The sequence below is a fragment of the Psychrobacter sp. S1-30-MNA-CIBAN-0213 genome, from assembly GCF_040309845.1.
In the GTDB taxonomy this organism is placed as follows: domain Bacteria; phylum Pseudomonadota; class Gammaproteobacteria; order Pseudomonadales; family Moraxellaceae; genus Psychrobacter.
In genome coordinates this window covers 89181-114751 of the sequence record NZ_JBEOPE010000003.1, presented here as the reverse complement: position 1 = coordinate 114751, position 25571 = coordinate 89181, and the positions used below count along the sequence as shown (strand labels likewise).

The window sequence follows — 25571 nt, the reverse complement described above, 5'->3', positions numbered from 1 at the left end:
CCAGCTAAGCAGTATAGTTATCGCACCTTCTATGATTTATCTATATAATAAAATGACGTTTACCATAGCGATTGATGACAATGCATATAAGACTTATTAAGTATTGCAAGAACTGTGCCTTATTGTTAAGCACTTTACTTATAGTTGCTTGCCAACCTCCAGCACCTGTGGACAATCAACAACCTAATAAGGATAGTAAGCAGGCAGACTCGCCTATTATCTACGGTGTTGATAGTGTCACTATGGCATCCGATTATATTTTGAATATCAAACCCTCACGCTATCAGCCAAGCCTTGGTTTACAAGGTGTTATCAAACCTATTAAACAGTCACGTTTTGTCGCAGCACAAGACGTAATCGTGCAAAAAACATTAGTATCAGAGGGTCAGTGGGTAGAAAAAGGCATGCCTTTATTAATTTTAAAGCGTCAATCATCTACCGATGAGACAGTCAATACTGCTACGAGCAATGAGCAACAAGAGTCTGAAACTACTGCTGGCACTGCAAAACAACCAGCTAATATACAGCAGGGTGATAAGACCAATAGTGACAATGAGGGAAAAGCATCCAAAAATCTGTCTAAAGTGGCTGAACAGCTAACTACGAACGGCAATAGACAAGCTGATAACGTAGCTTTAGCAGATGATGACCCAGCAGGTAGCGTAGCTACTAACAAGAATATAGTTACTGACAAGAATTTAGCAATTAGCAAAAATATAGATAACAGCGTAAATAGTGAAAAGATTGATACTAGTCAAGACATAGCTCTTACAGAGCAATCCGCACAATTAAAGCTGTCAGCACAGTCAGTCGTTGTACGGGCTAGCTTTTCAGGCCGCGTCAATAAATTATATGTAAAAACCGCCCAACAGGTTGGTGCTCGCACACCCCTATTGCGTTTAGGTGATGACAAAGATTTGCATTTTATAGCTACGCTTCCTCTCAAGACTAAGTCTCAACTCTCAGTTGGACAAACTGTGAACTTTACAGCTAAGGATTTGCCAGAGCAATTTGTGGGTCAAGTCAGCAAGCTAGTCGCTAGTAACCAACCTGATAAACTGCGGGTTTATGTTAATGTAGTCAAAAATGAAGCAAGTCGCGATAAACTCAAACCTGATATGGTCGTTTCTGGGCGAGTCAATTATGGACAGATAGAAGTCGGTACTATTGTGCCTGAACATGGTATCCACGATGTAGAACTATCAGTACTAAAAAAACCGCCTTATCAGTCGCTTATGCCCCTCACTGCGAATGTTTGGATTATTAAACAAGATCAGCGTTTGACTCGCCTACCAGTAGAGGTGATTAAGTACGATCCTAGCACTGATCAATATTTAGTCGCTGGAATCAGTAATGACAGTTTAATTTGTCTAGCAGACTTACCTATAGAGTCAGTTGGTAAAAAAGTAATCGTTTCATAAATACGCTATTTGCAAATACCTTGCTCATCGTAGAAAGAGTAATAATGAAGGTTATATCCAACGGATAGTTCGATCTCAACATATAAATATTAGAATAAATCGTCAATCACGCTATATGATTCTTTGTATTGCCACTTCTTTAATATGGCTGGTAGCAGTTGGCTTATAAGCAGCAGTAATTACATAATGAGTTACATTGTGTAGAAACATTAACAAAGCGTGTCTTGTGTGGTAAGGCCTAAGTTAGGCAAAATAGACACAGTAACATTTGTAATGCGCATTTTTTTGATGACTTTTATAAAATATATTGGTTTATATCTTGGAAAAATTAAAAAGATAACAATTACCATTAAAACAACTATTACTAAATAATTATTAAATAACGACCACTACTAAAGGACAGCTCATGAGTAAACAGATTCTGTTAATTGAAGACGATCCGGATTTGGCTGAATTGATTAGCGATTACCTGACAATGAACTATTATGATGTTCATCATGCAGGGCTCGGTCAAGAAGGCCTTGATATCCTAGACACTAAAGAACGTGATATAGATTTGGTAGTGCTAGATTTGATGTTACCCGATATGGATGGCATGCAAGTTTGCCAAAAGATACGCGGTAACAAAAACAACATGACCAATAAAGTTCCTATCATCATGCTTACCGCAAAAGGTGACACGACAGATCGCGTATTGGGTCTAGAGATGGGCGCTGACGATTACATTGCTAAGCCTTTTGAGCCTCGTGAACTGCTAGCTCGTATTCGCGCTGTTATTCGTCGCCATGAGCAACCAAATCAAGCTGACAGCCAGTCTGATAGCTTAACCTTTGGACGTTTGAGCGTATTCCCTGATAGCCATGAAGTGACGATTGATGAGCAGCCAGTACGTCTAACGACTCATCAGTTTCAGCTATTACATTACTTTGCCACTCATTCTGGTAAAGTACTCAATCGTGAGCAGTTATGGCAAGCTATGCCAAATGATGACAGCTCTGATAACATCGATCGTGCGATCGACGTGCACATCTCACGTCTGCGTGCACTTATTGAAGACAATCCACGCCAGCCAAAACGCATTATTACCGTACGCGGCGTTGGTTATCAATTTGCCACCGATCAGGTCTAATCCAGCATAAAGTCTGTCAGTTCGTTTTAAATAAACTCTGAAAGTAATGAGCAGACGAAAAATAGCCATCACGCCTACCGTGGTGGCTATTGCTAATCATCGATATGAGTGTTTGATAATAGAGAGCATTTAATGCAGCAGTTGGGTTTTCGCTCCGTATTTGCAAAACTATTTGCCAGTGTCATGCTGGCACTTATTTTGTTTGCAGTAGCTATGGTGCTATTGACGCAGCTTGTCCATGACAAGAACGCAGGTATCCGCTCAGAAGTTGTGGCAACACAAATACTTGGACAGATTGACCCCTTTTTGCATGAATTAAATACGGCTATTAGCAAAAACAATCGACTGCAAGCACGCTTTATGTTAGCTGTGGTCAAAAAAAGTTTTGATATTTTTGATGAATCATTGCAAGCCAAAATGGGCCTATACGACAGTCAAGGTCGCCTGCTTATGCAGACGGACAATAGTGATCTGCCGTTAGAGCTACCTGCAACGCCTTCTCTATTAACTCTAATATTCCCATCTTTTTCAGACACACCTCCTACTCAGCAAGCCCAAGTCTATAGCAGCACTGGTTACACACTGCTATATGAGTCACGTTTGGTGCCGAAAAAGCCTGCGTTATCTGCTGCCTTAAACTTATTCACTGGTACGCTGCTACTGCTTATGATTATGGCAGGCGCGCTATGGTGGATTGCACGTTCAATGACATGGCGTATTAACCATATGAGCCAGCAGATGAGTCAGCTTGGTGATGGTGACTTTACTGTACGTGTCAATAGTCGCGGTAATGATGAGATTGCTTTGCTCGCGCGTGGGTTTAACCAAGCCGCTCAAAAAATAGAGCATCTTATTGATGCCAATAATTTATTACTAGCACATGCCTCACACGAGCTACGCACCCCTATTACTCGCATTCGCCTACAAATTGAAATGATGGATATGCTTGCAGGCTCGATGCCAAAGGATACGAAAGCGAAGTTTGATAAACGGGCGCAAGCGATCAATCGCGACTTATCAGGGCTTAACGATTTAGTTGAAAGTATACTTTTAGTCAGTCGTCTCGATGCTGGCCATGCGATGCAGCAAGTTGAGCGCGTAGATTTTTATGATTTAGTTAACCAAGAGCGTCAACATTATCCAGAAGCAACCTTAATTGGTGAGCACATTGTGATTGATGGTCAACCGCCGATGTTGACTCATCTCATTCGTAACCTATTGAATAACGCCATGCTACATGGTGTTCCGCCAGTTACTATTTTGCTTTATGGCGTGCAAACTCTTGAAGAGGCAGATACCCTACCTGAATATCTATTACATTCGTTAGTATGCAGTAGCTTTGCTGACTATAGTCGCTCAAATTATGACAAGCATCTCGACGTGACAGGACAATCGAAAGACAACCAAAACGTTAATTTAATTCAGGTAAAGTCTGAGCTTGAAACGCCAACCGATGTATCAGAGCCGTTAGATGTGTTACCGACACCTGTCATTTTTCGAAATGGTGAAACGCTTGCTGAGCATAATAACAAAGAGCACGGTGGAAAGAATAATAGTGATGATGAAGCCGAGCAATCGCAGGCTATATCTAATAATGGTAGCAACCGTAATCAAATAACTGATGCCCTAGCACCAATTATTAGTGATAAGACACTTCAAAATGGTCATAGCAAACTTAGCTCTGATCTGGCTGATAGAATTAAAAGAATGATTTGGAATATCGTTCCAGACTCGCAACAACACTCCACAAATGATGGACTGAGTATTGCTAATATCAAGTCCGTCACTGATAAGCCTGCAACGACTAAATCTATAAATGACAAGGGTAGCAACAAAGGTAAAATAACTAAAGCCAGCAATGACCAGAATACCGATGGTGATAGTGAATCTAATAGCACACCGCGTAAAGAAAGCTTATTTAAAAAGCATCTAAAAAAATCTAAGTCTGAAGATGAGCGCCCTTTGCCAAAATATGCAGTACTCGCGGTTATTGACGAAGGTGCAGGTATTCCAGAAGACAAACGTGAAGAGATCTTTAGTCCGTTTGTACGCTTGCAGCAAAAAAACAAGGGCTCGGGTCTAGGCTTATCGCTAGTATCGCAAATTGTTACTGCCCATCAAGGTCATATCGTTACTGATACTATTAACGGTCATACTAGATTTTTGGTAGTGATTCCAGTCAAACATGACCCTCATCGCAGCCATGATAACCATAGTTAGTTACATGATTAGTAAGTAGGCAGTAAATGACTAACTCATTGACTGCTTTTACAAGTTTGGCGGCAATATAATATTACCTCTTTAATTCCTTGTCCTTATTTACATACTATCCAACCCTCAATCTCAACTATAATCTTTTACATGCCGTAGTACGTATTACTGCTAATAGCTATCTTGTTATAAGACAGTCATGAATCTGCATATCCAAAACGCCTATAAATATGCTATATTACCGCCCCTTATTATATTGTTATTGGCATAGATTCGACGCTGTCATCGTGCAATAGTATATCGATGTTACAACCGCTACCCTATTTACTAATTTTGAGCATTCCATGAGTGACATGATCGTTCTAAATGACGTGACCAAAAGCTTTTTAAGCGACCGATCAATAAAAGACAAGGACGGTAAGCCGCATTGGTTCACTGCCGTTGAGCCAACGTCGTTATCTGTCCAAAAAGGTGAAATCTTTGGCTTAATGGGCTATTCGGGTGCTGGTAAGTCCACCTTGTTACGCCTTATTAATATGCTTGAGCGTCCAGACTCAGGTCAGGTCATTATCGATGGTACTGACTTAACCACATTGTCTGCTAGTGATTTGCGTATTGCCCGCCACAATATCGGCATGATTTTTCAGCAATTTAACCTGATGTCTAATCGCACTGTCTTTGACAATGTGGCCTTTAACTTGACGGTTGCTGGTTATCCTCGCCGCGATATTCATAAGCGTGTCATGGATTGTCTTGAGATTGTGGATCTAACGGATCGTGCTGGTCATTATCCTGCACAGCTTTCAGGCGGTCAAAAACAGCGCGTTGGTATAGCTCGCGCGATTGCGCCAAGCCCAAAAGTTTTGCTAGCCGATGAGCCGACCAGTGCCCTTGATCCTGCTACCACTCGCAGCCTATTGACCTGTCTACGCGAAATTAATGAGCAGCTTGGCGTGACCATTGTTATTGTGACTCACGAAATGAGTGTCATTCGTAGACTCTGTGATCGTGCGGCATTGCTGCATCAGGGACAGCTACTTGAAGTTGCAGATGTACGAGACGGTCTGATTCAGGCAACCACCCCGATTGGCAAAGGCTTAGTGCACGAAGACTAAGGCGGCAGGAGAAATAGATATGTTGACTGGTACTGAATTGTCTGCCTCAATAGACAAGTTGCTTGCGCTACGTAAAGAGATTTGGCAAGCGTCGTTTGACACTTTCGTTATGCTTGGTATCTCTACTGCAGCTGCCGTTACCATTGGTGGTCTGTTTGGAATATTCTTATTTTTATCCAGCGATCGACAGTTTTTACAGAATAAAGGGCTGTATGCCATATTGGGTGGCATCACCAACTTTATGCGTGCTTTCCCCTTTGTCATTTTGATGATTGCTATGAGCCCCTTTACTAAAGCCATTGTTGGCACAGGCATTGGCCCTATTGCTGCATCTTTAGTCCTAGCGATTGCTGGTTCGTTTTATTTTGCGCGTTTAGTCGAGCAAAATCTGCGTGAAGTACCGCGCGGTATCATTGAAGCCACCGAATCTATGGGCGCACGTCCTTTTACGATCATTAAGGTACTACTTAATGAGGCGCGCTCAGGATTGGTACTCTCGGTGACTATTCTAACTATTAGCCTGCTGTCTTATTCAGCTGCTGCTGGTATGATTGGTGGTGGTGGTTTGGGTGACTTAGCTATTCGTTACGGCTATTATCGCTATCAGACTGAAGTGATGATTTTTATCGTCATTATGCTGTCGGTCATGGTCATCTCGATTCAAGCCTTTGGTAATTGGTTAGCCAATCGTTTAGACAAACGCTAAGCCACGTTAGAGAATGCTTGACATTGCAAGCGACTAGGTTTATTTTTGGCAGTAATTACTCCTTATCTCAGCTCATAAGAAAGCAGCATTACTACTTAGAATGTTGCTTTTTTAATGCTCAGACGATAACCGTTTTACCCAATCCCATGTATTAATAAGGAAATTTCATGAAATTAACAGATATCAGCCGTCAGTTAGCGACCGCATTTGCCGCTGTTGGTGTATCAAGCTTAGTATTAGTAGGCTGTAACAACTCATCAGCGCCAGAAGCGACTAAAGAAGCCGTGACAGAAGGCACAACTGCTGAAACTGCTGCTAGCGATATTGATCCTGAACACACCAAAATCATCATCGGTACTACCGAAGGTGACTTCGCCGATATGGTACGTAACCAAGTCAAAGCCTCACTGGAAGAGCAAGGTTATGAAGTTGAGCTAATTGCTTTTACTGACTATGTCCGCCCTAACTTGGCATTGGCTGAAGGTGATTTGGATATCAATATCTTCCAACACAAGCCTTATCTTGATACCTTTAAAAAAGAAAACAATCTTGATTTAGTCGAAGTTTTCCAAGTTCCAACCGCACCACTTGGCATTTACTCTGGTAAAAAGACTAGCCTTGATGACGTGTATAAAGGCATGAGCGTCTCTGCGCCGAATGACCCAAGTAACTTTGCCCGTGCATTGGTTATGATGAATGATCTTGGCTGGATTACCTTAAAAGATGACGTTGATCCATTGACTGCTTCAAAAACTGACATCGCTGATAACAGCAAATACGATATCAAAATCGTTGAGTTAGAAGCCGCTCAATTACCACGTGCCCGTGACGAAGTAGACTTTGCCGTTATCAATGGTAACTATGCTACTGATGCTGGCATTGAGCTAACTGAAGCCTTGTTCCAAGAGCCAAGCTTCAATTATGTAAACTGGTCAGCGATTAAGTCTACTGATACTGGTAAAAAATGGGTTGAAGACGTGACTAACGCTTATAACTCAGAAGCCTTCAAAAAGTATGCTCATGATACTTTCCCAGGCTACAAGTACCCAAAAATCTGGGGTAATAACACTGCGCCAGCTACTGCGATTACTGCCCCTGTAGAAGCGGAAGCAGCTCAGTAACTTAAATCTGCTTGAGCAAAAATTTAGACACTTAAAAACGGTTAGTTTCAATAATTAACTAATAGTGCTAAAAGTTCAAATTGTAAATATAAAAAATGCCCACTACTTATGAGTAATGGGCATTTTTTATGGTCTGAATTTTATATTTAGCTTTTGGACTAATCGTTAAATAGTGCTTCTAAACAAGTCCAGTTCAATATCATAACTAGGCTCAGGTTTTTTAAACAGATACTGACCATTGCGAATAGAGGCCAGTACATCCGCGCGCTGACGCACTGCTTCAAATGGACTTGTCGCATCTAATACCAAAAAGTTTGCCGCACGGCCGACTTCTATACCATACTCTTCTTCGATATTCAAAGTTTTAGCGCCGTTAAAGGTAATGAAGTCAAGACAGACGTCCAGCTGCGGTAATGACATGGTTTGTGCCAAATGAATACCATTATCCAAGATATTCATCATGTTACCGTTGCCCGCTGGATACCAAGGATCATTGATAGAATCTTGACCAAAAGAGATGTTGATACCATTTTCCCAAAATTCCTTCACTCGCGTTAAACCACGACGCTTGGGATAAGTATCTTGGCGACCTTGCAAATAAGCGTTTTCAGTAGGCAGCGCAATGAAGTTCATCTGCGATTGTTCAAACAGTCCCATCATACGAAACGCATAAGCATCGTCTGCGGAACCAAATGAACAAGTATGGCTAGCCGCCGTACGCGTACCGATACCTTCAATCATCACCAAAGCATTTAATAATTGCACGTGGCGACTCATTGGGTCATCGGTTTCATCACAATGCACGTCGATGAGCTTGTCATACTTAAGCGCAAGCTCAACCGTCTTACGCACAGAATCTTGACCGAACTCGTATGCCCATTCAAAATGTGGAATACCGCCGACGCAATCCGCGCCCATCTTCAGCGCCTCTTCCATCAGCTCAACTGCGCCTTTATAAGCGTACATACCCTCTTGCGGGAAAGCGACAATCTGAATAGTGACGTTGTCTTTTAACTCTTCGCGCAGCTCAAGCATTGCTTTAAGCCCAGTCAAATCAGGGTCGCAGACGTCAATATGGGTACGAATATATTGCACCCCTTTGGACACCTCTTCTTGAATACCTTTTAGCATCCGCGATTTAGCATCTTCAAAAGTTTGCGTCTTTTTGACATCGTGCCAGCGAGCAATACCTTCGAACAAGGTACCTGTGGCGTTCTTGGCATCATCGCCGCCGCCCGTGTAGACATAATCAAGATGCAGATGCGAGTCCACGTAAGGCGGTACGATCAAACGACCTTTGAGATCGACCTCTTCTTCAGCAGCAGGCAAATTGTTACCTATCTGCTGAATAACATCGTCTTGGACCAAAATTTCATTGGCATCGCTATTGCGATAGATATTGGCATTAGTAAACTTAATCATGACAAACTCCTATTATTATTAAATAATTATTTATTGAAATTGCTTATCGAACATTATTTTATTAAAAGCTACTTTATTAAAAGCTACTTTATTGAACGCTACCCAACAGTAGGCGCATCCAATGTTTTCTTAGATATGAAGGTAATGATGATGGCAGGAACGAAACAAAAAATGGATAGATATACAATACCTAAGACGCCTGTCTCTGGCATATGAACCAAAATCAAGCCTGCAAGCCATGTCGCAATCATAATGGAAAAGTTAAACACACTTGATTGTACGGAAGTCGCGACGGCTTTTGCTTCGGTGACTTGGTGACTGACTGCTGTTTGGAACATCGTTACTAAGGGTCCGAATGCTAGTCCCCATAATAAAAAGGCAAAATGCGAGAAACCATTCATTCCTCTAAAGAAAACGAATAGCAGCATAGCTATCGCCCCAGATATAAGCATACTGACGATCAAACCGCGCAGATGCGTATCGATAATTTTGGCGGATAGTATGACTGAGATGACAGAACCGATACCGAAGATAAGCAGGGCTAAACTAATACCGCCGACAAATTCCAAGGTTTCAACCAATAAAGTGATATAAGTATAGGTACTGTAATGCGCAACGACTGCCAAGAAAGTGAGGGCTAAGACTATCCAAACGCCAGGTATTTTTAGTACTGCTATTGGGGAGTTACTTTGCGTCAGTTTCTCGCCCTTTACCGAAGGTAAAAACTTCATCGCCAATAGAGCAATTACCCCGCCTAGTACACCGAGTACGATAAAGGACGTGCGCCAGCCTACTTGTGTCCCAATAAAGGTCATAATCGGTAGACCCAAACTCACGCCAAAAGTATTACCTGCCATGATGATGGTAATCGCCTTACCATGCATATTCTCTGGCACTAGGGCTGTGCCGTAGGCGGCAATCATTGGCCACATAATACCGGCACAGATACCACCCAGAATACGCATAGCAACAATAAGCGAATAAGATGAAGTGAGCCCGACGACTATATTGGAGACCGCAAAACCTGCCAACAGCGCCATCAAGAGAATTTTACGGTTGATCCACAGCGTCATACTGATTAATGGAATGGCAAAAATCGCTGAAGCCAACGCATAGATACCGACCAAAAATCCGACTTGGGTCTGTTCAATACCAAGACCTGCCGTCATTTGTGGCAAAATACCAGAAGGCATCAACTCTGAGAGAATACCGATAAAAGTAACACTGGCCATAAGACCAAAGATGAACCAAGAAATAGGGTTCTATCCGACATTATTATTTTTTGACAGATCGTCTTCTGAAAGACGAGCTTTTGAAACGATTGACATATTATCCCTAATCAAAGAAAAGGTTTTTATGAGTTTTTATATGAGTTTAGATAAATTGAACACTAGAATAACTTTAAGATAACTGTTTGAATTTTTTGGATAAAACGTATATAACCGACTTGTTATAGCTTAGTTTCCATATTACCTTATAATAACCATACTAATGGTAAGGATTTGTTTGCTTGAAAGACACTTAACAGTTTCAAAACGCTGTTCAACCTACAAATCAGAATAGTAAATGACGTTACAGCCTGTTTGTCCTTTGTAGGAAACCGTCACTCGCCCTTTCACTTTAGCCTGCTTTTTTCTATAGTGGTTAGGATCTATAGAGGTCGAGACAATAATATTCATGAGTAACCTCTCTCTTGATAAGTCCTCTATTAACAAATCACACGAATAATAAGGTCTAAATATGAGTACTAAAAACTATAATATCCGTACCGCTGGACAAGCCAATATTCCAGTACTAGGACTAGGAACTTGGCAATCGACTGGACAAGACTGTATCGATGTCGTCAGCCAAGGTCTAAAAATGGGCTATGAACATATCGATACTGCTCAAGCTTATGGTAATGAAGTCGAGGTCGGTCAAGGTATCAAGCAATCAGGGGTGGCGCGTGATAAATTCTTTTTAACCACGAAGATATTCCCTGATGATATGAAGTTTGAACCAGAAAAGTTAATTGCAGCGGCTAAACGTTCTTTAGAAAATCTAGATACCGATTATGTTGACCTGCTATTACTACACTGGCCTGATGACCGTGTACCATTATCTGAGACTATTCCAGCATTGTGTGAATTACAAAAACAAGGCTTAACGCGCAATATCGGCGTTTCTAACTTTAATATTGCTAATATTATTGAAGCCAAGAAGTACGCTGACGTGCCGATTGTGGTCAATCAAGTTGAATTTCATCCGTTCATTAAGCAAAATACCTTGCAGACTTTTTTGAACAATCACCATATTTTATTAGAAGCATACTCGCCACTTGCACGCGGTGATGTGTTTGATAATGAAGTCATCAAAGAAATCGCTGAGAAGCATGGCGTGACACCAGCACAAATATCATTGGCTTGGATACTATCAGACAAACACCGTATCGCTATTCCAAAGACTTCTAACCCTGAGCACTTGCAAGGGAACTTAGATGCCATCAACGTTCAATTGAGCGCAGATGAATTAGAAAAGATTTGCAGTTTAGCCCGCAGTGACGGTCGCAAAATTGAGCATCCTGACTATACTCCTGTATGGGATGACTAAAATCTATTGATATTAAAATTAGTATAAAAAAAGAGCCGCTAATAATAAATTAGCGGCTCTTTTTTGATTTTAACATTTACTGAAAAATTACTGTTGTAATGTTTCAGTTTCGCGAATCGGCTCAGCAGGATTGTACTGCTCAGACGCTGGTATTGCACCGCTACGATTGTTCTCTTTCATCGATTTAGCAACTTCTGGTGGCATGTAGTTTTCATCATGCTTAGCTAGTACTTCACCAGCCACAAAAGTCTCGCCCTGCATTTTACCAGTAGCAACGATGCCTGAGTTTTCAGCAAACAAATCCGGCAAGATACCTTGATAGGTGACTGGAACCGTTGATTCAAAGTCAGTAATCGCGAACTCAACATTTAATGGATTATCTGGTGCACGCTGTACGCTACCAGCGACTACCATACCACCTGCACGAATGCGCTTATCTTGTGGCGCCTCGCCTTGAGCAATCGCCGTAGCATCGAAATAGTAATCGGTTTGTTGCCCAATAGCATAAATGACTAACACTACCGCCACTGCTGCCCCTGCAAGCGTAAACATAACCCACATCAGTTTTTTGCGACGAACTGCGTTCATACCACTACCTCATTGATGAGTCGCTGCTTTATTGAATATAAACAATCTATAAAACAGAAAATATTGAAGAAACTACCATTAGAAAAATTTTTTAAAAGTATCTTTCTAATCGTACTCTTCTAATAGCTATATGGTAGCATTTTTCGGACAAATCAATAAGCCCCACAAGCCTTAATACGGTCATATCTTTACAATTTAGAGGTCATAATTTTGTAAGCTAAATCTATGATATTAAAATAATTTTTTACATCGGCTGCCTGGTTGCAGGATTAGGGGTTTTAGCAGTACGCTGTGCTTGTTGAGCCTGCTGAATGGTCAGCTGTTTGATAAGTGCTTGACGCTGCCTGCGACTATAAATAATAAAAGCCAGCATCACCCCAACCGTAATTGCCCAGCACGACCAGACAAACACACCATGCTTACCCATGGCGATGAACTCAGATACGCTATAAAAGTAAGGCTGCATAATAGGTTCCTAGCCGTTATTTGTTTTGGCGACAGTCATTTGGCTTGCCCACGAATATATTCTTTGACCCACGCTTTACCTTGATCGCGGTACAAGATTAGGGTGTTGGTACGATAAATCGTTAATGTTGCGACGAGTAAGTAACTACCGATAATCATTAGAAGCAACGGCATCCACATGTCTGCGGACATTTTTGGCGCGGCCGTTAACGTGAAGGTAGAGCCTTGATGTAAGGTGTTCCACCACTGTACCGAATATTTGATAATGGGTAGATTCACTGCGCCGACAATAGATAAAATGGCTGCCGCTTTACCACGGTTGGCGGTATGCTCAAACGCTGCAAACAATGCCATCACGCCTGCATATAAAAACGCCAAAATCAGCATAGACGTCAAACGCGCATCCCAAACCCAGTAAGTACCCCAAGTTGGTTTTGCCCAAATAGAGCCCGTAATCAAACTAATCACGCATAGCAAAAAGCCCAGCGGAGCAAGCGCCTGCGCCACCAGACTAGCCGTCTTAATTTTCCAAACGAGAAAGATGACCCCTAATACAGCGAGGGCAAAATAGATAGAAATAGCGATACTAGCCGCTGGCACGTGGATAAAGATAATGCGGTAGCTATTACCTTGTAAGTAATCGGGCGGCGCAAAAGCGAGACCCCAAACGCTACCGATCAGCAGAAAAATACTGGACAGTACAGCTAACCACTTAACCCAAGGCGCAAAGATGCGAAAAAACTGCTTGGTACCCACAGTGGTCAAGAAGCCTTGCCAGATACGCTGCCATAGGCTAGGAGATGAGACATTATTCAGGTTGGGCATGAGAATAAACCTATTTGCACAGCTTATTGGTTATACGGATACAGCGCAACATTGGCGCTACTACCTGTTAACCTGCCGGCGTTAAACACTGGATAGAATCTACAAGTGACTGTTACTTATTTAACTGGCTATTATAGCAAAGTTGCCAGTTTTCAACATGCTGTTCATACAAATGGCTTTGATAAGAGAAACAATAACAAGCCAGCCTATACGTTTTAATTTAGCCACGCCATTTTTAAGGTCATTGCAATCACCCATGGCATAACCAAAACCGAGATAATACTACCTGCCAATAATAAAGCCAATATCGGCAAACCATTAAGACCAGTGGCAAATAAATCAACCGCTCCGGTGGCAAAAATTAACACTGGCAACTGCATCGGTAAAGCAATCAAAGGCACCAGCACCGCGCCATTCTTCAATGACAGCGTCAAACTACTGGCGACCGCTGACAACATCAACAGCATTGGACTACCCGTCACAATAGAGGCCATCAATATCCACGCCTCAAACCAGCTGAGCTGAAATAATGGCACGGCGAGTAAACTGAGCACAGCCACAATCCCACTACTAAAAATCCAATGAATGACTAAGCGGATAAGCACCCATAACGGTAGCGAAGCTTTGGCGACGACCAATTGCGCCAGTGTGCCATTGTCGAGAGCAGGTTTAAATAAGCCATCAACGCCCATCACCAGTGACAACAAAGCAGCAATCCACACGGCCGAAACCCCAAGACGCTGCAACAATGCTGGCTCGCTACCTACGGCTAGCGGAAATAAGGTAATAATCACTAAAAATAGTACTAAAGGGTACAACCACTGTACCGCCCCTTGCTGCTTCACGTGCCACTCACGTCGCCATAACTGCATAAAGCTGATACCACGTGCAGCCGATGCGCTAACGTTCAAGCTTTTATTCGCTACTTGTACTGGACTGTCTTGCATTAGGTCTTCTTGCATGGTGCTCTCTTGCACTGGACTATTTTGTAATGGACTATCTGTCATTATCCGTCCTTTCACTTATATTTGTCGCACTTATACCATGTAATCTGACAAATCGAGCACCTGATTGGCAACGCCAACTGCCTGATGACTGGTCATCAATATCGATCCGCCAGTATGAGCAAATTCGCGCAACCTATCTTCCATTCGTGCCACCATATCGACATCAAGTGCCGTAAAAGGCTCATCAAGTAACCATAATGGTGTCACGTCCGGCGTCAACAAATATAATCTTGCAAGGGTGATGCGACGCGTTTGCCCAGCAGATAAATGGCTTGAGCTAATCGTCTCAAAGCCCTGCAATCCCACCCAAGAGAGAGCGTCGTCAATATCAGCGATACTTGGGGTAATACCATATAAATTCAGCAGAAAGGTTAGATTTTGCGCGACCGTGAGATTGGGATGAATGCCCAATTGATGCGAGACATATAAAGGCTGAATAGGTAAAATTTCTGACCCTTGGTAGTAAACCTCACCCGTCAGCACTGGTAATAATCCAGCCAGCTGCATCAATAGCGTCGTCTTACCAGTGCCGTTTGCACCAACTAAATGACAGATGCTGCCAGCAGGTAAGTTGAGCGTGACCCCTTCACATAAAGGTATTTCACCGCGTTGAACCGTCAGCTCATTGAGCGCAAGTAAGGGTGCATCCACAGCCGTCATCAAATCTCTCATTATTTATCAAGCGCTAAGCAATATTCATCACAAACGAATACGTTGTTCATGGCATAATACTTTATGCTCACTATATCCACACAGTATAACAAATTGTCGATTACTATGACCTCAAAACCTATGCAGACTTCAAAAGATAACCAAACTCTAAATACTCAAGCATCAGACAATCAAACTCCAACGCCTCATACAGGTGCTGCAACGGCTCATCCTAGCGCAAGCTTATCAGCTGCTAGTCTAACTATGGATAGCTTAATTGATGCTCAAGTTGCCTTTATGCAGCAGTGGTTACAGCAGCAAGCAGAGCCGATGGCTATAGAGGCTTGGCAGTGGTTAGGCGCGCAGCCCCTACATAAATACGTCAGCGCCGATGATTTACAGCACCTAATTAATGACTGGCTACTTAGCCAACCGATGAGCGATGTCATGCGTAAGGATATCCGCGATATATTGCATACTGTCATTTATCATCCGGTCAATGATAACGTACCTTTGTCTGAGCTGATGGATGATACTCAGGTTGAGACCCTTGCCAACTATGTGGGTAGCCATGACGAGCAGCGTAATGCATTGATTCATACGCTAGTCGGCAATGAAACCTTTGCAGACTTGTTGACGCAAACGCTATATCACGCTATCAACGACTTTATGGAAACTACGCTGGATAAAGCAGGCGGTGTTGGCAAACTCATGAAGCTTGGGCGCAGCTCATTTGAGAAGGCAACCAACAGAAACCTGGATGAGAAGTTACAGACGTACTTGCATCGCAATATTAAAGACTTAACTCGCCGAGCAGAAGCTAATGCGCAAGCACATTTATCAAATGAAGAAGTCGCTCGGCTCTTGATAACAGGTTGGGGACGCATCAAAGATCAACCGATTAGCCAGCTACAAACCTACTTAAACGATGAGCCTGACCATAGCAGCATTGATCATATCGAAGCCAGCATCCAACAAAGCTATAACCGTCTGCGCTTGTCGCCTTACTTGCGCAGTCTTGTCTCAGCTAGCGTCGACACTTGGTACACTAATCATCAGTCGGATACGATTGCGAGCGTAGCAGCAAGCTTATATATCGATGAAGAGGCCATGACGCAATTAAGTACCGCCCTACTTCCTGTCGTGCATGACGCTCTTGAAAGTACATGGCTGACCACTCATATCTATAACATGTTACAAGCATTTTATGCGCAACCTAACATCAAAGATGGTTTTGTATTCAGCAAAGATTAATTTGTGGTTTTAGCTTATTTATCAGTTTTTAATACTATTCATTTATTAGTTAGTACAACATCTATGAGTCAACATAATAAACTCAGCTTATGGCAAAAACTCAAACGGTTCCTGACTACCTCAGCACCGCAGGCTGTTGTTGATGACGCAAAAATACCGCAGCATTCATTGTCACTTGCAGATGAAGTTAGCGTTGATAACGATATTGATGTTGGTAAGGATACTAATGTTAATAACGAAACTGATGTTAATGGAGATATTAATACTGATACTCTGCAAGCTGGAACTTATAGCGCCAAGGCTAATAAAAAGTCTAGTGATAAGAAGGCCAATGATAAAAATGCTAGTAACATAAGCGCTGCTAAAACAGACACTAGCGACTCTAATGGCATTATTGATAATACTACTAATACTGATAATAAAAATAACCCCGAAAGCTCTAAAGCGGACTCTTTGAATCAGACTGCTGAGCAAGACAACAATACCGACATAGCTATTGTCGATTACCTTAAACAGTATTTTAATGACAAACAGTGGCACTACACTCATTATCGACCAAAAACAAATGACAGCCAGCAATCGCATCATTTATCCTTAAGGATGCGCAATAAACAATTAGAATGTGGCTATCTGTTTCGTGTGCAAGAGAAAAACAACTTGCTAGCGGTCTATGGTATTTTGCCCTTTTTAGTGCCCGAAAGTCATCAAAACGCAGCAATGTTACTTATTACCCAAATTAATTATGACATGCTAATCGGTAATTTAGAGATGGATGTGAACGATGGCGAAATACGCTACAAACATGCTATCGATGTCGAGGCAGTTGGTATTAATGATCATATCCTTGAGAATTTGTTGCAAAGCGTAATTGCCATGACTACAGTTGCTTACGAGATATTTGATGATTTAATCAACACTCAAGACCCTGCTGAAGATATGCAAACGTTACTTATAGAGCTACGTCAGCAATCCGACTCAAGAACCTTCTTTCTTCCGACTCAGTTTGTTCAATAAAGAGGCTTAATTTAAAAAGTCTTTTAGTTTAGACAGTTTCTTAATTCACAAAAATCTCTTAATTTAAAAAAACTTAGTAAAATACAAGTCAGTAGCTCTCATATCTTCTAATCCTTTATTACTCTTAATAACAAGTTCTTTCAAAAATTCATTATCACCCTTTCAAACAACGACACAATTAAAAATTATGCTAAAAATTGCTTACTCTGAAGTTTTTCGTTATTCCGTACCTGACAAGCATCGTTTTCCCATGCAAAAATATACGATGATTCCTGAGCGCTTGCTTAGCGAAGGGACCATCACTACCGATAATTTTTTTGCACCCAAGCGTCTGACAGAAGACGAAATATTAACTACCCATACTGAGGACTATTGGCATAAGCTTAAAACCCAAACCTTGCCGCGCAAAGAAGCGCGCCCTATTGGTTTTGAAATGACCGAAGCGTTAGTGGATCGTGGTCGCCATATTGCCCACGCCACTTATGAATGTGCGTTATATGCCCAGCAGCACGGTGTGGCAATGAATGTCGCGGGTGGGACGCATCATGCATTTGCCGATCATGGCGAGGGATTTTGCGTGTTTAATGATGTATGTATCGCCAGTAATTTATTACTCAATCGTGGACAGGCGCAAAAGATTTTAATCGTTGATTTGGATGTTCATCAAGGCAATGGCAACGCCAGCATTATGGCGGATGAGCCACGCGTTTTTGTGTTTAGTATGCACGGCGCCAAGAACTATCCGTTTCGTAAAGAAATATCCGACTTAGATATTGAGCTGGATAACGATACGGGTGATGCAGAATATTTACAGATTTTGAGGGATACGCTGCCGCGCTTAATTAGCGACGTCGCACCCGATATGATTTTTTATCAGTCTGCGGTCGATGTGCTCGCGACCGATAAACTGGGTAAACTTGGCTTAACGCAAGGGGGTTGCAAGGCACGTGATGAGTATGTGTTGCAGCAAGCAAAAGCCGCTAACATTCCAGTCGCTATCGTGATGGGCGGTGGTTATTCAGAAGATATTGAAGATGTGGTTGAAGCGCACTGTAATACCTTTCGGGTCGCCCAGCAGCTGTATTTTGGTGAGATGGTTGGCTCATGTGCAGCGCATTAATAGTCGAAATAAAACCATTTAGTTAAGACGATATAAAATCAGAGCATTTGCGAGGCTTTATATGGCAAAAATATTGATAGGTATAGGCATTGTGTTGGTTATCATCGGCGTTATTTGGCTGCTGTTTCCAAGCGCGTTTTCGTGGATAGGTAATCTGCCAGGCGATATCAAACACACTTCAGGCAATACACGGGTTTATTTTCCAGTGATCACTATGATAGTCATCAGTGTCATCGCTACTATCGTATTAAATTTATTCAATCGCTAACCTGAAAAGGACTCCGTATAGTCAACTCACTTTAAAGCCGAGTCAGTGCTACTGGGATGAATTTTGCGCAGCCTCTGTATCAGCAGCACGCAAGGAAAATTTATACCAGTAGCACGTAATTATTGATGCTTCGATTCTATTTGGTACTGACTATACTACAAAAATGCCGTAATTCCCTGCCAGCCTACGCGTATACCAAGTAGCGTGAGAATCAATAAAATAAGCTGACGAAAGCGTGCTTGCGGTAAGTAACGACGCAGGCGGATACCGACTAAAAGGGCGGCAATAGACAGAACACTCAGCAGAGTAATCAGCTGCCACTCACCACTGCTAAGCGCCATAATAGGCTCCCGCAATACGATGATTTGGGCAATTTTACCTAAGAAATAGCACATGTTGCCGACTTTAGCGATGGTGTTTTTATCGTTACTTGCAGACAATAAGTACATCATTAGTATGGTCGACATTGCGTTAGTGGCGCCGCCAATGACTCCTGCACTAAAACCAACGATAATCAGCACAGGCTTAGTATCAGGCAGACGTATTTGCTTACCGAGTAGTGCACTTATCACATAAAAGCCGATGACAGCCGCTAATACTAATAAAATGTAAGCACTATCTACCCACAGCAGTAGCTTTGCACCCAAAATACTACCGAGCAAGCTGGTTAACGCGAGCAGCCAATAGCGTCTGCCGTAATAGATAAAGTTTTGCCAAATACTACGCCCGCCACCAGCCAGCCAAGTCATCGCATTTAGCAATAATGACGGGAATATCACCAATACAATGGCATGTGGCAATGGATAAATGCTGGCAAGCGCAGTAGTAGTCACCAACGTCACACCCAGCCCACTAATACCATGCAGCAGTGATGCTAGTGCAAAAATCACAATCAGCAATAACGTCTGGGTGCTATCGCTATCAGCCATGTCCGTCATAGTAGCTCTAACAGACATATCATTTGCGTCTTAATACTAATAACTAAATAATTAACCATTAAGACGTTGCATCAGGGTCTCGCCGATAATAGTAGCAAGCTGATCGGCAATCTTATCCTTGCTCGCTTTCTCTAATGTCACTGTATCATGAGCATAACGCTCTGAGAAAAACACTTGCATCGCATTGTCATCGCTGGCGAAACCAATGTCTGTGCGCGATACATCGTTACAAGCAATCAAGTCTAAATCTTTAGAAGCTAGCTTACCGCGCGCATAGTGCTCTACATCTTGTGTCTCTGCTGCAAAACCGACGACAAACATATCAGGATAAGCGTGTGAAATAGTCGCTAAGATGTCAGGGTTTTTGACCAAATTTAGCATCATGGCATCTTGGGTTTTTTTGATTTTTTGCGGGGCGGCTTCTTCAGTACGATAATCAGCGACAGCGGCAGTGGCGATAAAGATATCAGCATGGCGCAAGTTATCTAAGGGCAATGTATCTAAGCGCAAGTTATCCAAATTACTGTTTAACGTTATACTTCCTAACGACATACTTTGCTGCTCTATCTGATCGTCCGGCTCATGGCAGTCACAGTCGCCATGTTCGTGTTCATGGCTATGCGTATGGTAGTGCTCATGACCATCGTTTTGTTCATTTTCAGCCAAAGCCAGTAAAGCAGGATGCGTACCAGCCACACATTGCTGAGCAGTCGTTAGCATCTCTGCGGCAGACAATACATCAATACGGGTAACCCCAAGCGGCGTTGGTAGCGCGACTTTACCGCCAGCGATGAGCGTGACTTGTGCTCCTGCCTCTACGCAAGCTTGTGCCAATGCAAAGCCCATTTTCCCTGAAGAATGATTGGATAAATAGCGTACCGGATCGATCGCTTCAACAGTAGGTCCTGCGGTAATAACGACCATTTTACCCAGTAGATTTTGTGGAATAGTTTGCTGCGCGCTAAATAAGCGTACCTCTGCTAATAATTGCTCAGGCTCAGGCAAGCGCCCTGCCCCTACATCACCGCATGCTTGCTCACCACTTGCGGGCTCAATAATATGATAATTCATATCGGCTAGCGTCTGCACATTTAGACTCACCGCTGGATGGGCCCACATTTGCTGGTTCATCGCTGGTGCAATCAATACTGGTGCGGTAGTTGCAAGACATACCGTTGTTAGTAAGTCATCAGCCATTCCCATTGCCAATCGAGCTAAAGTGTTGGCCGAAGCTGGGGCAATGACTATCAAGTCTGCCCACTTGGCAAGCTCAATATGACCCATGCCAGCCTCAGCACGCTCATCAAGCAATGAGATATGTACCTCGTTACCAGTCAAGGCTTGTAGAGTAAGCGGTGTGATAAACGCTTGCGCGCCTGCCGTCATAATGACGCGCACCTCGAACCCCGCTTTAATTAATAAGCGGGCAAAAAAAGCGGATTTATAAGCGGCAATACCGCCAGTAATAGCGAGCACAACATTTGACATAGGCGTGGCATCAATAAAAAGTTAGAAGATAAAATTGCGTTTATAGTAACAATTATGCGATAAATTGGGGAAAGTTTTCTCTCCCAATCTTGTTTACTCTCTCATTTATTTAGAATCGACCCATTTTTAAGGAAAAACAGTGGCTATAAAAGACTGGCATGAAGACGACAGACCACGCGAAAAGCTGCTGAAATTTGGCGCAGCGCATCTTACCGACGCAGAGATTTTAGCAATATTTTTACGTACTGGTACTCAATCACAGTCAGCTATCGAGCTTGCTCGTCATTTGATTGAGCAGTTCGGTAGCCTAGCAGAACTTTTAGCGGCGCCGCAAGAGTCTGTCCTTGCCTGTCATGGTATCGGCCCTGCCAAATATACACAGATATTAGCTTCGCTTGAGATGGGCACACGCTATTTAGATAGTCAACTTAAGACTGGTCAAGCGCTTGGGCGTTCACAGGCGGTCAAAGACTATATTAGTACGCAATTGCGCGGCGAGCGTCGTGAGGTCTTTGCCGTACTCTGTCTCGATAATGCTCTAAATCTATTAAACTTTGAGATACTTTTTACTGGAGGTATCTCTTCTTGTTCAGTATGCATCAAGCACGTCCTTCGCCACGCTTTGAGCCATGCTGCCAGTCAGCTAATCGTCGCACACAATCACCCTCATACTGATGCGCAGCCTTCAACGGCTGATAACTTATTAACCTATGAGCTGAAAAAGGCCTGTGATTTACTTGATATCACTTTCATTGACCACATCATCGTTGGCCGTAACGACACTTTGTCTTATGCTGAAAACTGCCTAGCACCATTTTAGTTTATACTGTCTAACAAATGCTTTGTTTTATATGAAATGCCTTAGTGAGATTGATACATATTATCGACATAGCGTAGCATTTTCGCTCTTGATAGTTTTTAAGAACTATTTCATATTGGTAGATAACTTTATTTACAATCTGTATCTTTATCGTTTATATCAGTAGTTACTTTATATTTAACGCAGTCAGTACTTATCAAATGTATTAATTACTTACTATTTTAAACCAGATAAGCGATAACATTTAAAGACAGCATAAAAAATAATATTTAAAATAGTTTGTCTAATATTGGCTTTAATCATCAAATTATTACCAACTTAGCGTTTTTTATACTTCCCAATTCCCTATTCATATTTTGCCAAGGAGACAGTCATGGCGATTGGCTTATTTATTTTAGCAGTAATCATTCAGTTAGCCGTCGTCTTGGCCATATTTTTACTGTCCTTATCGCGTGTCAGCGGTAGTATCGTTGCTATTATCACTGTAATAGTCACTGCCTTTATAAGTCCGTGGTCGTTAATTTTAGGCATTCCAATTGCGCTGCTATGTCTAGTACTGTTGGTCGCCCCGATGCGCCAAGCACTTATTACCAAGCCAGTCTATAAAGCACTAGGCGGTGCAATGCCAAGTATGAGTGATACTGAGCGTGAAGCACTGGACGCTGGTACTAGCTGGTGGGAAAAAGAGCTGTTTATGGGTGCGCCAAATTGGGATACCTTTGCCAACTACCCTTACCCAGAGCTGTCTGAACGCGAACAAAGTTTCATTGATAATGAAGTTGAGACCCTATGTGCAATGCTCGATGAATGGGAAATTACTCAAGATTATAAAGATCTAACGCCCCAAGCTTGGCAATTTATCAAGGCTAACGGCTTTTTGGGTTTAATTATCCCTGAAGAGTATGGTGGTTTAGATTTCAGCTCTTATGCTCAAAGTCGTGTTATGAGTAAGATTGCTTCGCGCTCGTCAACGGCTGCGGTTAGCTGCATGGTCCCAAACTCGCTCGGCCCTGGTGAGCTTTTGATGCACTATGGTACAGACGAGCAGAAGCAACGCTGGTTACCAGGACTTGCTAAAGGTGAAGAAGTTCCTTGTTTTGGTTTGACGGGTCCTGAGGCGGGCTCTGATGCAGGCGCTATCCCCGATACAGGGATAGTCTGCTACGGTATTCACGATGGCGAGTACACGCTCGGTCTGCGCATGAACTTCTCTAAACGCTGGATTACGCTTGCTCCTATCGCAACTGTCGTAGGACTGGCGTTTAAAATGCATGATCCAGAAGGCTTGCTTGGTGATCCTATCAAGACTGATTATGGTATTACTTGCGCTTTAATACCTGCTGATCACGAGGGCGTGATTATAGGCCCACGCCACTATCCTAGTGGCTCACCATTTATGAATGGTACGGTTGATGGCACTGATGTTTTTATTCCGCTAGATTATATTATCGGCGGGGTCGAGAACGCCGGTCGCGGTTGGCGGATGCTGATGGAATGTCTTGGAGTTGGACGTGGTATCTCTTTACCAGCGCTTTCAACTTCAGCGAGCGAGATGAGTTATTTATCAGTTAGTGCCTTTTCCAAAGTCCGTGAGCAATTCAAAATCTCTGTCGGTAAATTTGAAGGTGTACAAGATGCAACCAGTCGCATCGCTAGCCAAACTTATATGCTAGAGGCATTTCGTCACTTAGTTACTTGCGGATTAAATCAAGGTGGTACGCCATCAGTCATGACTGCAATGGCAAAATATTATGCGACTGAAACTATGCGTGGAGTGGTCAATGATGCTATGGATGTCGTTGGAGGCCGCGCTATCCAAATGGGCCCACGTAACTTTTTGGCGGCTCCCTATCAAGCTATTCCAGTCTCTATTACGGTTGAAGGCGCAAATATCTTGACGCGCTCACTGATGATCTTTGGTCAAGGGGCGATGCGCTGTCATCCATACCTATTTGACGAGTTGCAACTATTACAAAGTGAGGATAAAAAAGGCGTATTAGAGCAGTTTGATAACTTATTCTTTAAGCATTTAGGTTATACCTTTAATCGCGGTGCGAAAGCCTTTGTCGCAGGTTACGTTGGTGGTAGTAGTCACGCTCCAAGCTTTGCAGATAGCTTTACCCGCCCCTACTACAAGCATATCAACCGTTTAAGTGCTAGCTTTGCGCTCACTGCAGATATGGCCTTAGGGTTGCTTGCTGGTGACTTAAAACGTAAAGAGATGCTCTCTGGACGCTTAGCTGACATTCATGGTCATTTATTTATTGCGACTGCTATTTTGCAGTTTTATGAACATGGTAGTAAGTCAGAAGCAGAACGTTTACATGCAGAGGTCGCCCTACAAGATAGTCTATGCGCTATTCAAGAAGCTTTCGTCTCGTTCTTTGCAAACTTTCCTCATCGGATGGCAGCCAATGTCGTTAGCTTTGTGACGTTCCCTAGTGGACGTATCTTTACGCCAGCAAGTGATGAGCTCAAGACCAGATTGGGTGATACTTTTATGGATGATCATGAAGCCAACCCATTCCGCGATTATCTCAAAACGATGGTGTACTACAATACAGATCCTGATGATGTTACGGGTCGTATGGAACATGCTTATCAGACGCTGCTTGAAGTTGAACCATTATGGCAGAAGTTCAAAAAAGCAGAGCATGACGATAGTTTTGAAGGTTTGACCTTTGAAGACCATGTGGTGTATGCGAGTCAAAACGGTGATATTACTGAAACTGAGGCTGAGCAGCTCATTAAATATAATGCATTGCGCTTCGATTCCCTCCTTACCGATGTGTTCGATGAGCACCTATTGCATGCACAAGAGCGCTTTAATCCACACAGTTTAGAAAATGCGGTACACCAGCTTACTGATTATGCGCAACTGAAAAACGATGCCCAAGCCAGAAACGGTATATCAGCTGATAATACTCCAACCGAAGATACTGAGCCTACTGGCGATGACAATCCAGACCACGGTTATGAGGCAGATGGCGATGTAAAAATGGTCGATGAGCAGGATACAGCTAAAGAAATCAGTGCCCAAACTGACTTTGATGAGTCGCATCCTGAAGAAGAATTTCTTGATCACCGTAGCCGTGATGCGGAGTCAACGCTTAGCGAACGTATGGGCTACAATCATAGCAAAGGTATTGATAAACAATCAGATTCAGTGGAAAGCAAACCAGTTGACAGTGATAAGGTAGAAACTGACTCTACAGAGGGTTCTAAGTGGCAAGATGGATTACGTCGCGAAGAAGATGACAAAGCATAACGATTATGCTTAAAGCCCTTTTATAAACTTTAACACGTTATCCCTAATCGACTCATAGCCTATTAATACTATCGCAAACAAGACTATCGAAAGCAAGATTACCTTATAATGGTAATTTTGCTTTTTTTATGGCTCTTTATAAGGTAGTTAG

General features: G+C 42.6%; 22 protein-coding genes. 13 read left to right on the top strand and 9 right to left on the bottom strand.

Annotation, left to right across the window (positions count from 1 at the left end):
• Positions 1-122: 122 nt before the first annotated feature.
• The 6 genes from AAEY87_RS03930 (at position 123) to AAEY87_RS03905 (ending at position 7703) form a co-directional block, all read left to right on the top strand.
• Entirely contained in the window at positions 123-1421 is a 1299-nt protein-coding gene (locus AAEY87_RS03930) for an efflux RND transporter periplasmic adaptor subunit (RefSeq protein WP_350656028.1), read from the top strand.
• 406 nt (positions 1422-1827) lie between these two features.
• The gene (locus AAEY87_RS03925; RefSeq protein ID WP_068037760.1) at positions 1828-2550 is read left to right on the top strand and encodes a response regulator transcription factor; all 723 of its coding nucleotides are present in this window, start codon (positions 1828-1830) and stop codon (positions 2548-2550) included.
• A 132-nt stretch (positions 2551-2682) separates the two neighbouring features.
• Positions 2683-4770, top strand: coding sequence for an ATP-binding protein (locus tag AAEY87_RS03920; RefSeq protein WP_350656027.1), 2088 nt, complete (start codon positions 2683-2685; stop codon positions 4768-4770).
• Positions 4771-5105: 335 nt separating this feature from the next.
• On the top strand, positions 5106-5876 hold the full coding sequence (locus AAEY87_RS03915) for a methionine ABC transporter ATP-binding protein (protein WP_068037765.1): 771 nt from the start codon (positions 5106-5108) through the stop codon (positions 5874-5876).
• Between the two features lie 19 nt (positions 5877-5895).
• Positions 5896-6582, top strand: coding sequence for a methionine ABC transporter permease (locus tag AAEY87_RS03910; protein ID WP_068037773.1), 687 nt, complete (start codon positions 5896-5898; stop codon positions 6580-6582).
• Positions 6583-6749: 167 nt separating this feature from the next.
• Entirely contained in the window at positions 6750-7703 is a 954-nt protein-coding gene (locus AAEY87_RS03905) for a MetQ/NlpA family ABC transporter substrate-binding protein (RefSeq protein ID WP_350656026.1), read from the top strand.
• A 165-nt stretch (positions 7704-7868) separates the two neighbouring features.
• Here AAEY87_RS03905 and AAEY87_RS03900 read toward each other — a convergent pair whose 3' ends face one another.
• Together AAEY87_RS03900 and AAEY87_RS03895 are read right to left on the bottom strand one after the other, a co-directional pair.
• A complete protein-coding gene (locus AAEY87_RS03900; protein ID WP_350656025.1) occupies positions 7869-9125 on the bottom strand; it encodes an amidohydrolase family protein in 1257 nt (418 codons plus the stop codon).
• 98 nt (positions 9126-9223) lie between these two features.
• Positions 9224-10357, bottom strand: coding sequence for an MFS transporter (locus AAEY87_RS03895; RefSeq protein WP_350656024.1), 1134 nt, complete (start codon positions 10355-10357; stop codon positions 9224-9226).
• A 508-nt stretch (positions 10358-10865) separates the two neighbouring features.
• Between AAEY87_RS03895 and AAEY87_RS03890 the strand changes: the two genes are divergently transcribed.
• Entirely contained in the window at positions 10866-11714 is an 849-nt protein-coding gene (locus AAEY87_RS03890; RefSeq protein WP_350656023.1) for an aldo/keto reductase, read from the top strand.
• Positions 11715-11801: 87 nt separating this feature from the next.
• Here AAEY87_RS03890 and ccmE read toward each other — a convergent pair whose 3' ends face one another.
• From ccmE to ccmA, 5 genes are all read right to left on the bottom strand, one after another.
• Positions 11802-12302 (bottom strand): cytochrome c maturation protein CcmE, encoded by a 501-nt coding sequence (gene ccmE, locus AAEY87_RS03885; RefSeq protein WP_350656022.1) that lies wholly within the window; start codon positions 12300-12302, stop codon positions 11802-11804.
• A 244-nt stretch (positions 12303-12546) separates the two neighbouring features.
• Entirely contained in the window at positions 12547-12768 is a 222-nt protein-coding gene (gene ccmD / locus AAEY87_RS03880; protein ID WP_350656021.1) for a heme exporter protein CcmD, read from the bottom strand.
• Positions 12769-12803: 35 nt separating this feature from the next.
• Complete coding sequence (gene ccmC / locus AAEY87_RS03875; protein WP_350656020.1) at positions 12804-13592, bottom strand: heme ABC transporter permease CcmC; 789 nt, start codon at positions 13590-13592, stop codon at positions 12804-12806.
• Positions 13593-13807: 215 nt separating this feature from the next.
• Positions 13808-14464 carry a heme exporter protein CcmB gene (locus AAEY87_RS03870; RefSeq protein WP_068039454.1) on the bottom strand — a complete coding sequence of 219 codons (657 nt, stop codon included), beginning with the start codon at positions 14462-14464 and terminating at the stop codon, positions 13808-13810.
• Between the two features lie 165 nt (positions 14465-14629).
• Positions 14630-15259 (bottom strand): heme ABC exporter ATP-binding protein CcmA, encoded by a 630-nt coding sequence (ccmA, locus tag AAEY87_RS03865; RefSeq protein WP_350656019.1) that lies wholly within the window; start codon positions 15257-15259, stop codon positions 14630-14632.
• Between the two features lie 117 nt (positions 15260-15376).
• Here ccmA and AAEY87_RS03860 point away from each other — a divergent pair, with 117 nt between their 5' ends.
• The 4 genes from AAEY87_RS03860 to AAEY87_RS03845 all read left to right on the top strand — a co-directional run bounded on the left by AAEY87_RS03860 (position 15377) and on the right by AAEY87_RS03845 (position 18906).
• On the top strand, positions 15377-16504 hold the full coding sequence (locus AAEY87_RS03860) for a hypothetical protein (protein WP_350656018.1): 1128 nt from the start codon (positions 15377-15379) through the stop codon (positions 16502-16504).
• A 63-nt stretch (positions 16505-16567) separates the two neighbouring features.
• Positions 16568-17518, top strand: a complete 951-nt coding sequence (locus AAEY87_RS03855) for a YbjN domain-containing protein (protein WP_350656017.1) — start codon at positions 16568-16570, stop codon at positions 17516-17518.
• Positions 17519-17705: 187 nt separating this feature from the next.
• Complete coding sequence (locus AAEY87_RS03850) at positions 17706-18638, top strand: histone deacetylase family protein (protein ID WP_350656016.1); 933 nt, start codon at positions 17706-17708, stop codon at positions 18636-18638.
• Between the two features lie 61 nt (positions 18639-18699).
• A complete protein-coding gene (locus AAEY87_RS03845) occupies positions 18700-18906 on the top strand; it encodes a DUF2905 domain-containing protein (protein ID WP_350656015.1) in 207 nt (68 codons plus the stop codon).
• 155 nt (positions 18907-19061) lie between these two features.
• Here the strand turns inward: AAEY87_RS03845 and AAEY87_RS03840 are convergent, their stop codons facing one another.
• Positions 19062-19844 (bottom strand): TSUP family transporter, encoded by a 783-nt coding sequence (locus tag AAEY87_RS03840; RefSeq protein WP_350656198.1) that lies wholly within the window; start codon positions 19842-19844, stop codon positions 19062-19064.
• Positions 19845-19895: 51 nt separating this feature from the next.
• Positions 19896-21332 carry a bifunctional phosphopantothenoylcysteine decarboxylase/phosphopantothenate--cysteine ligase CoaBC gene (gene coaBC / locus AAEY87_RS03835; RefSeq protein WP_350656013.1) on the bottom strand — a complete coding sequence of 479 codons (1437 nt, stop codon included), beginning with the start codon at positions 21330-21332 and terminating at the stop codon, positions 19896-19898.
• 139 nt (positions 21333-21471) lie between these two features.
• On the opposite strand from coaBC, the gene radC reads away from it, so the two are divergent.
• Both radC and AAEY87_RS03825 read left to right on the top strand, forming a co-directional pair.
• Positions 21472-22152: a RadC family protein gene (radC, locus tag AAEY87_RS03830; protein WP_068329421.1), complete on the top strand. Its 681-nt coding sequence runs from the start codon at positions 21472-21474 to the stop codon at positions 22150-22152.
• A 373-nt stretch (positions 22153-22525) separates the two neighbouring features.
• Entirely contained in the window at positions 22526-25420 is a 2895-nt protein-coding gene (locus AAEY87_RS03825) for an acyl-CoA dehydrogenase (RefSeq protein WP_350656012.1), read from the top strand.
• Positions 25421-25571: the final 151 nt, after the last annotated feature.

Coding starts and splice junctions, on each gene's coding strand:
- AAEY87_RS03925 (WP_068037760.1), top strand. CDS start 1,828: ATGAGTAAACAGATTCTGTTAATTGAAGACGATCCGGATTTGGCTGAA.
- AAEY87_RS03920 (WP_350656027.1), top strand. CDS start 2,683: ATGCAGCAGTTGGGTTTTCGCTCCGTATTTGCAAAACTATTTGCCAGT.
- AAEY87_RS03915 (WP_068037765.1), top strand. CDS start 5,106: ATGAGTGACATGATCGTTCTAAATGACGTGACCAAAAGCTTTTTAAGC.
- AAEY87_RS03910 (WP_068037773.1), top strand. CDS start 5,896: ATGTTGACTGGTACTGAATTGTCTGCCTCAATAGACAAGTTGCTTGCG.
- AAEY87_RS03905 (WP_350656026.1), top strand. CDS start 6,750: ATGAAATTAACAGATATCAGCCGTCAGTTAGCGACCGCATTTGCCGCT.
- AAEY87_RS03900 (WP_350656025.1), bottom strand. CDS start 9,125: ATGATTAAGTTTACTAATGCCAATATCTATCGCAATAGCGATGCCAAT.
- AAEY87_RS03895 (WP_350656024.1), bottom strand. CDS start 10,357: ATGGCCAGTGTTACTTTTATCGGTATTCTCTCAGAGTTGATGCCTTCT.
- AAEY87_RS03890 (WP_350656023.1), top strand. CDS start 10,866: ATGAGTACTAAAAACTATAATATCCGTACCGCTGGACAAGCCAATATT.
- ccmE (WP_350656022.1), bottom strand. CDS start 12,302: ATGAACGCAGTTCGTCGCAAAAAACTGATGTGGGTTATGTTTACGCTT.
- ccmD (WP_350656021.1), bottom strand. CDS start 12,768: ATGCAGCCTTACTTTTATAGCGTATCTGAGTTCATCGCCATGGGTAAG.
- ccmC (WP_350656020.1), bottom strand. CDS start 13,592: ATGCCCAACCTGAATAATGTCTCATCTCCTAGCCTATGGCAGCGTATC.
- AAEY87_RS03870 (WP_068039454.1), bottom strand. CDS start 14,464: ATGCAGTTATGGCGACGTGAGTGGCACGTGAAGCAGCAAGGGGCGGTA.
- ccmA (WP_350656019.1), bottom strand. CDS start 15,259: ATGACGGCTGTGGATGCACCCTTACTTGCGCTCAATGAGCTGACGGTT.
- AAEY87_RS03860 (WP_350656018.1), top strand. CDS start 15,377: ATGACCTCAAAACCTATGCAGACTTCAAAAGATAACCAAACTCTAAAT.
- AAEY87_RS03855 (WP_350656017.1), top strand. CDS start 16,568: ATGAGTCAACATAATAAACTCAGCTTATGGCAAAAACTCAAACGGTTC.
- AAEY87_RS03850 (WP_350656016.1), top strand. CDS start 17,706: ATGCTAAAAATTGCTTACTCTGAAGTTTTTCGTTATTCCGTACCTGAC.
- AAEY87_RS03845 (WP_350656015.1), top strand. CDS start 18,700: ATGGCAAAAATATTGATAGGTATAGGCATTGTGTTGGTTATCATCGGC.
- AAEY87_RS03840 (WP_350656198.1), bottom strand. CDS start 19,844: ATGACGGACATGGCTGATAGCGATAGCACCCAGACGTTATTGCTGATT.
- coaBC (WP_350656013.1), bottom strand. CDS start 21,332: ATGTCAAATGTTGTGCTCGCTATTACTGGCGGTATTGCCGCTTATAAA.
- AAEY87_RS03825 (WP_350656012.1), top strand. CDS start 22,526: ATGGCGATTGGCTTATTTATTTTAGCAGTAATCATTCAGTTAGCCGTC.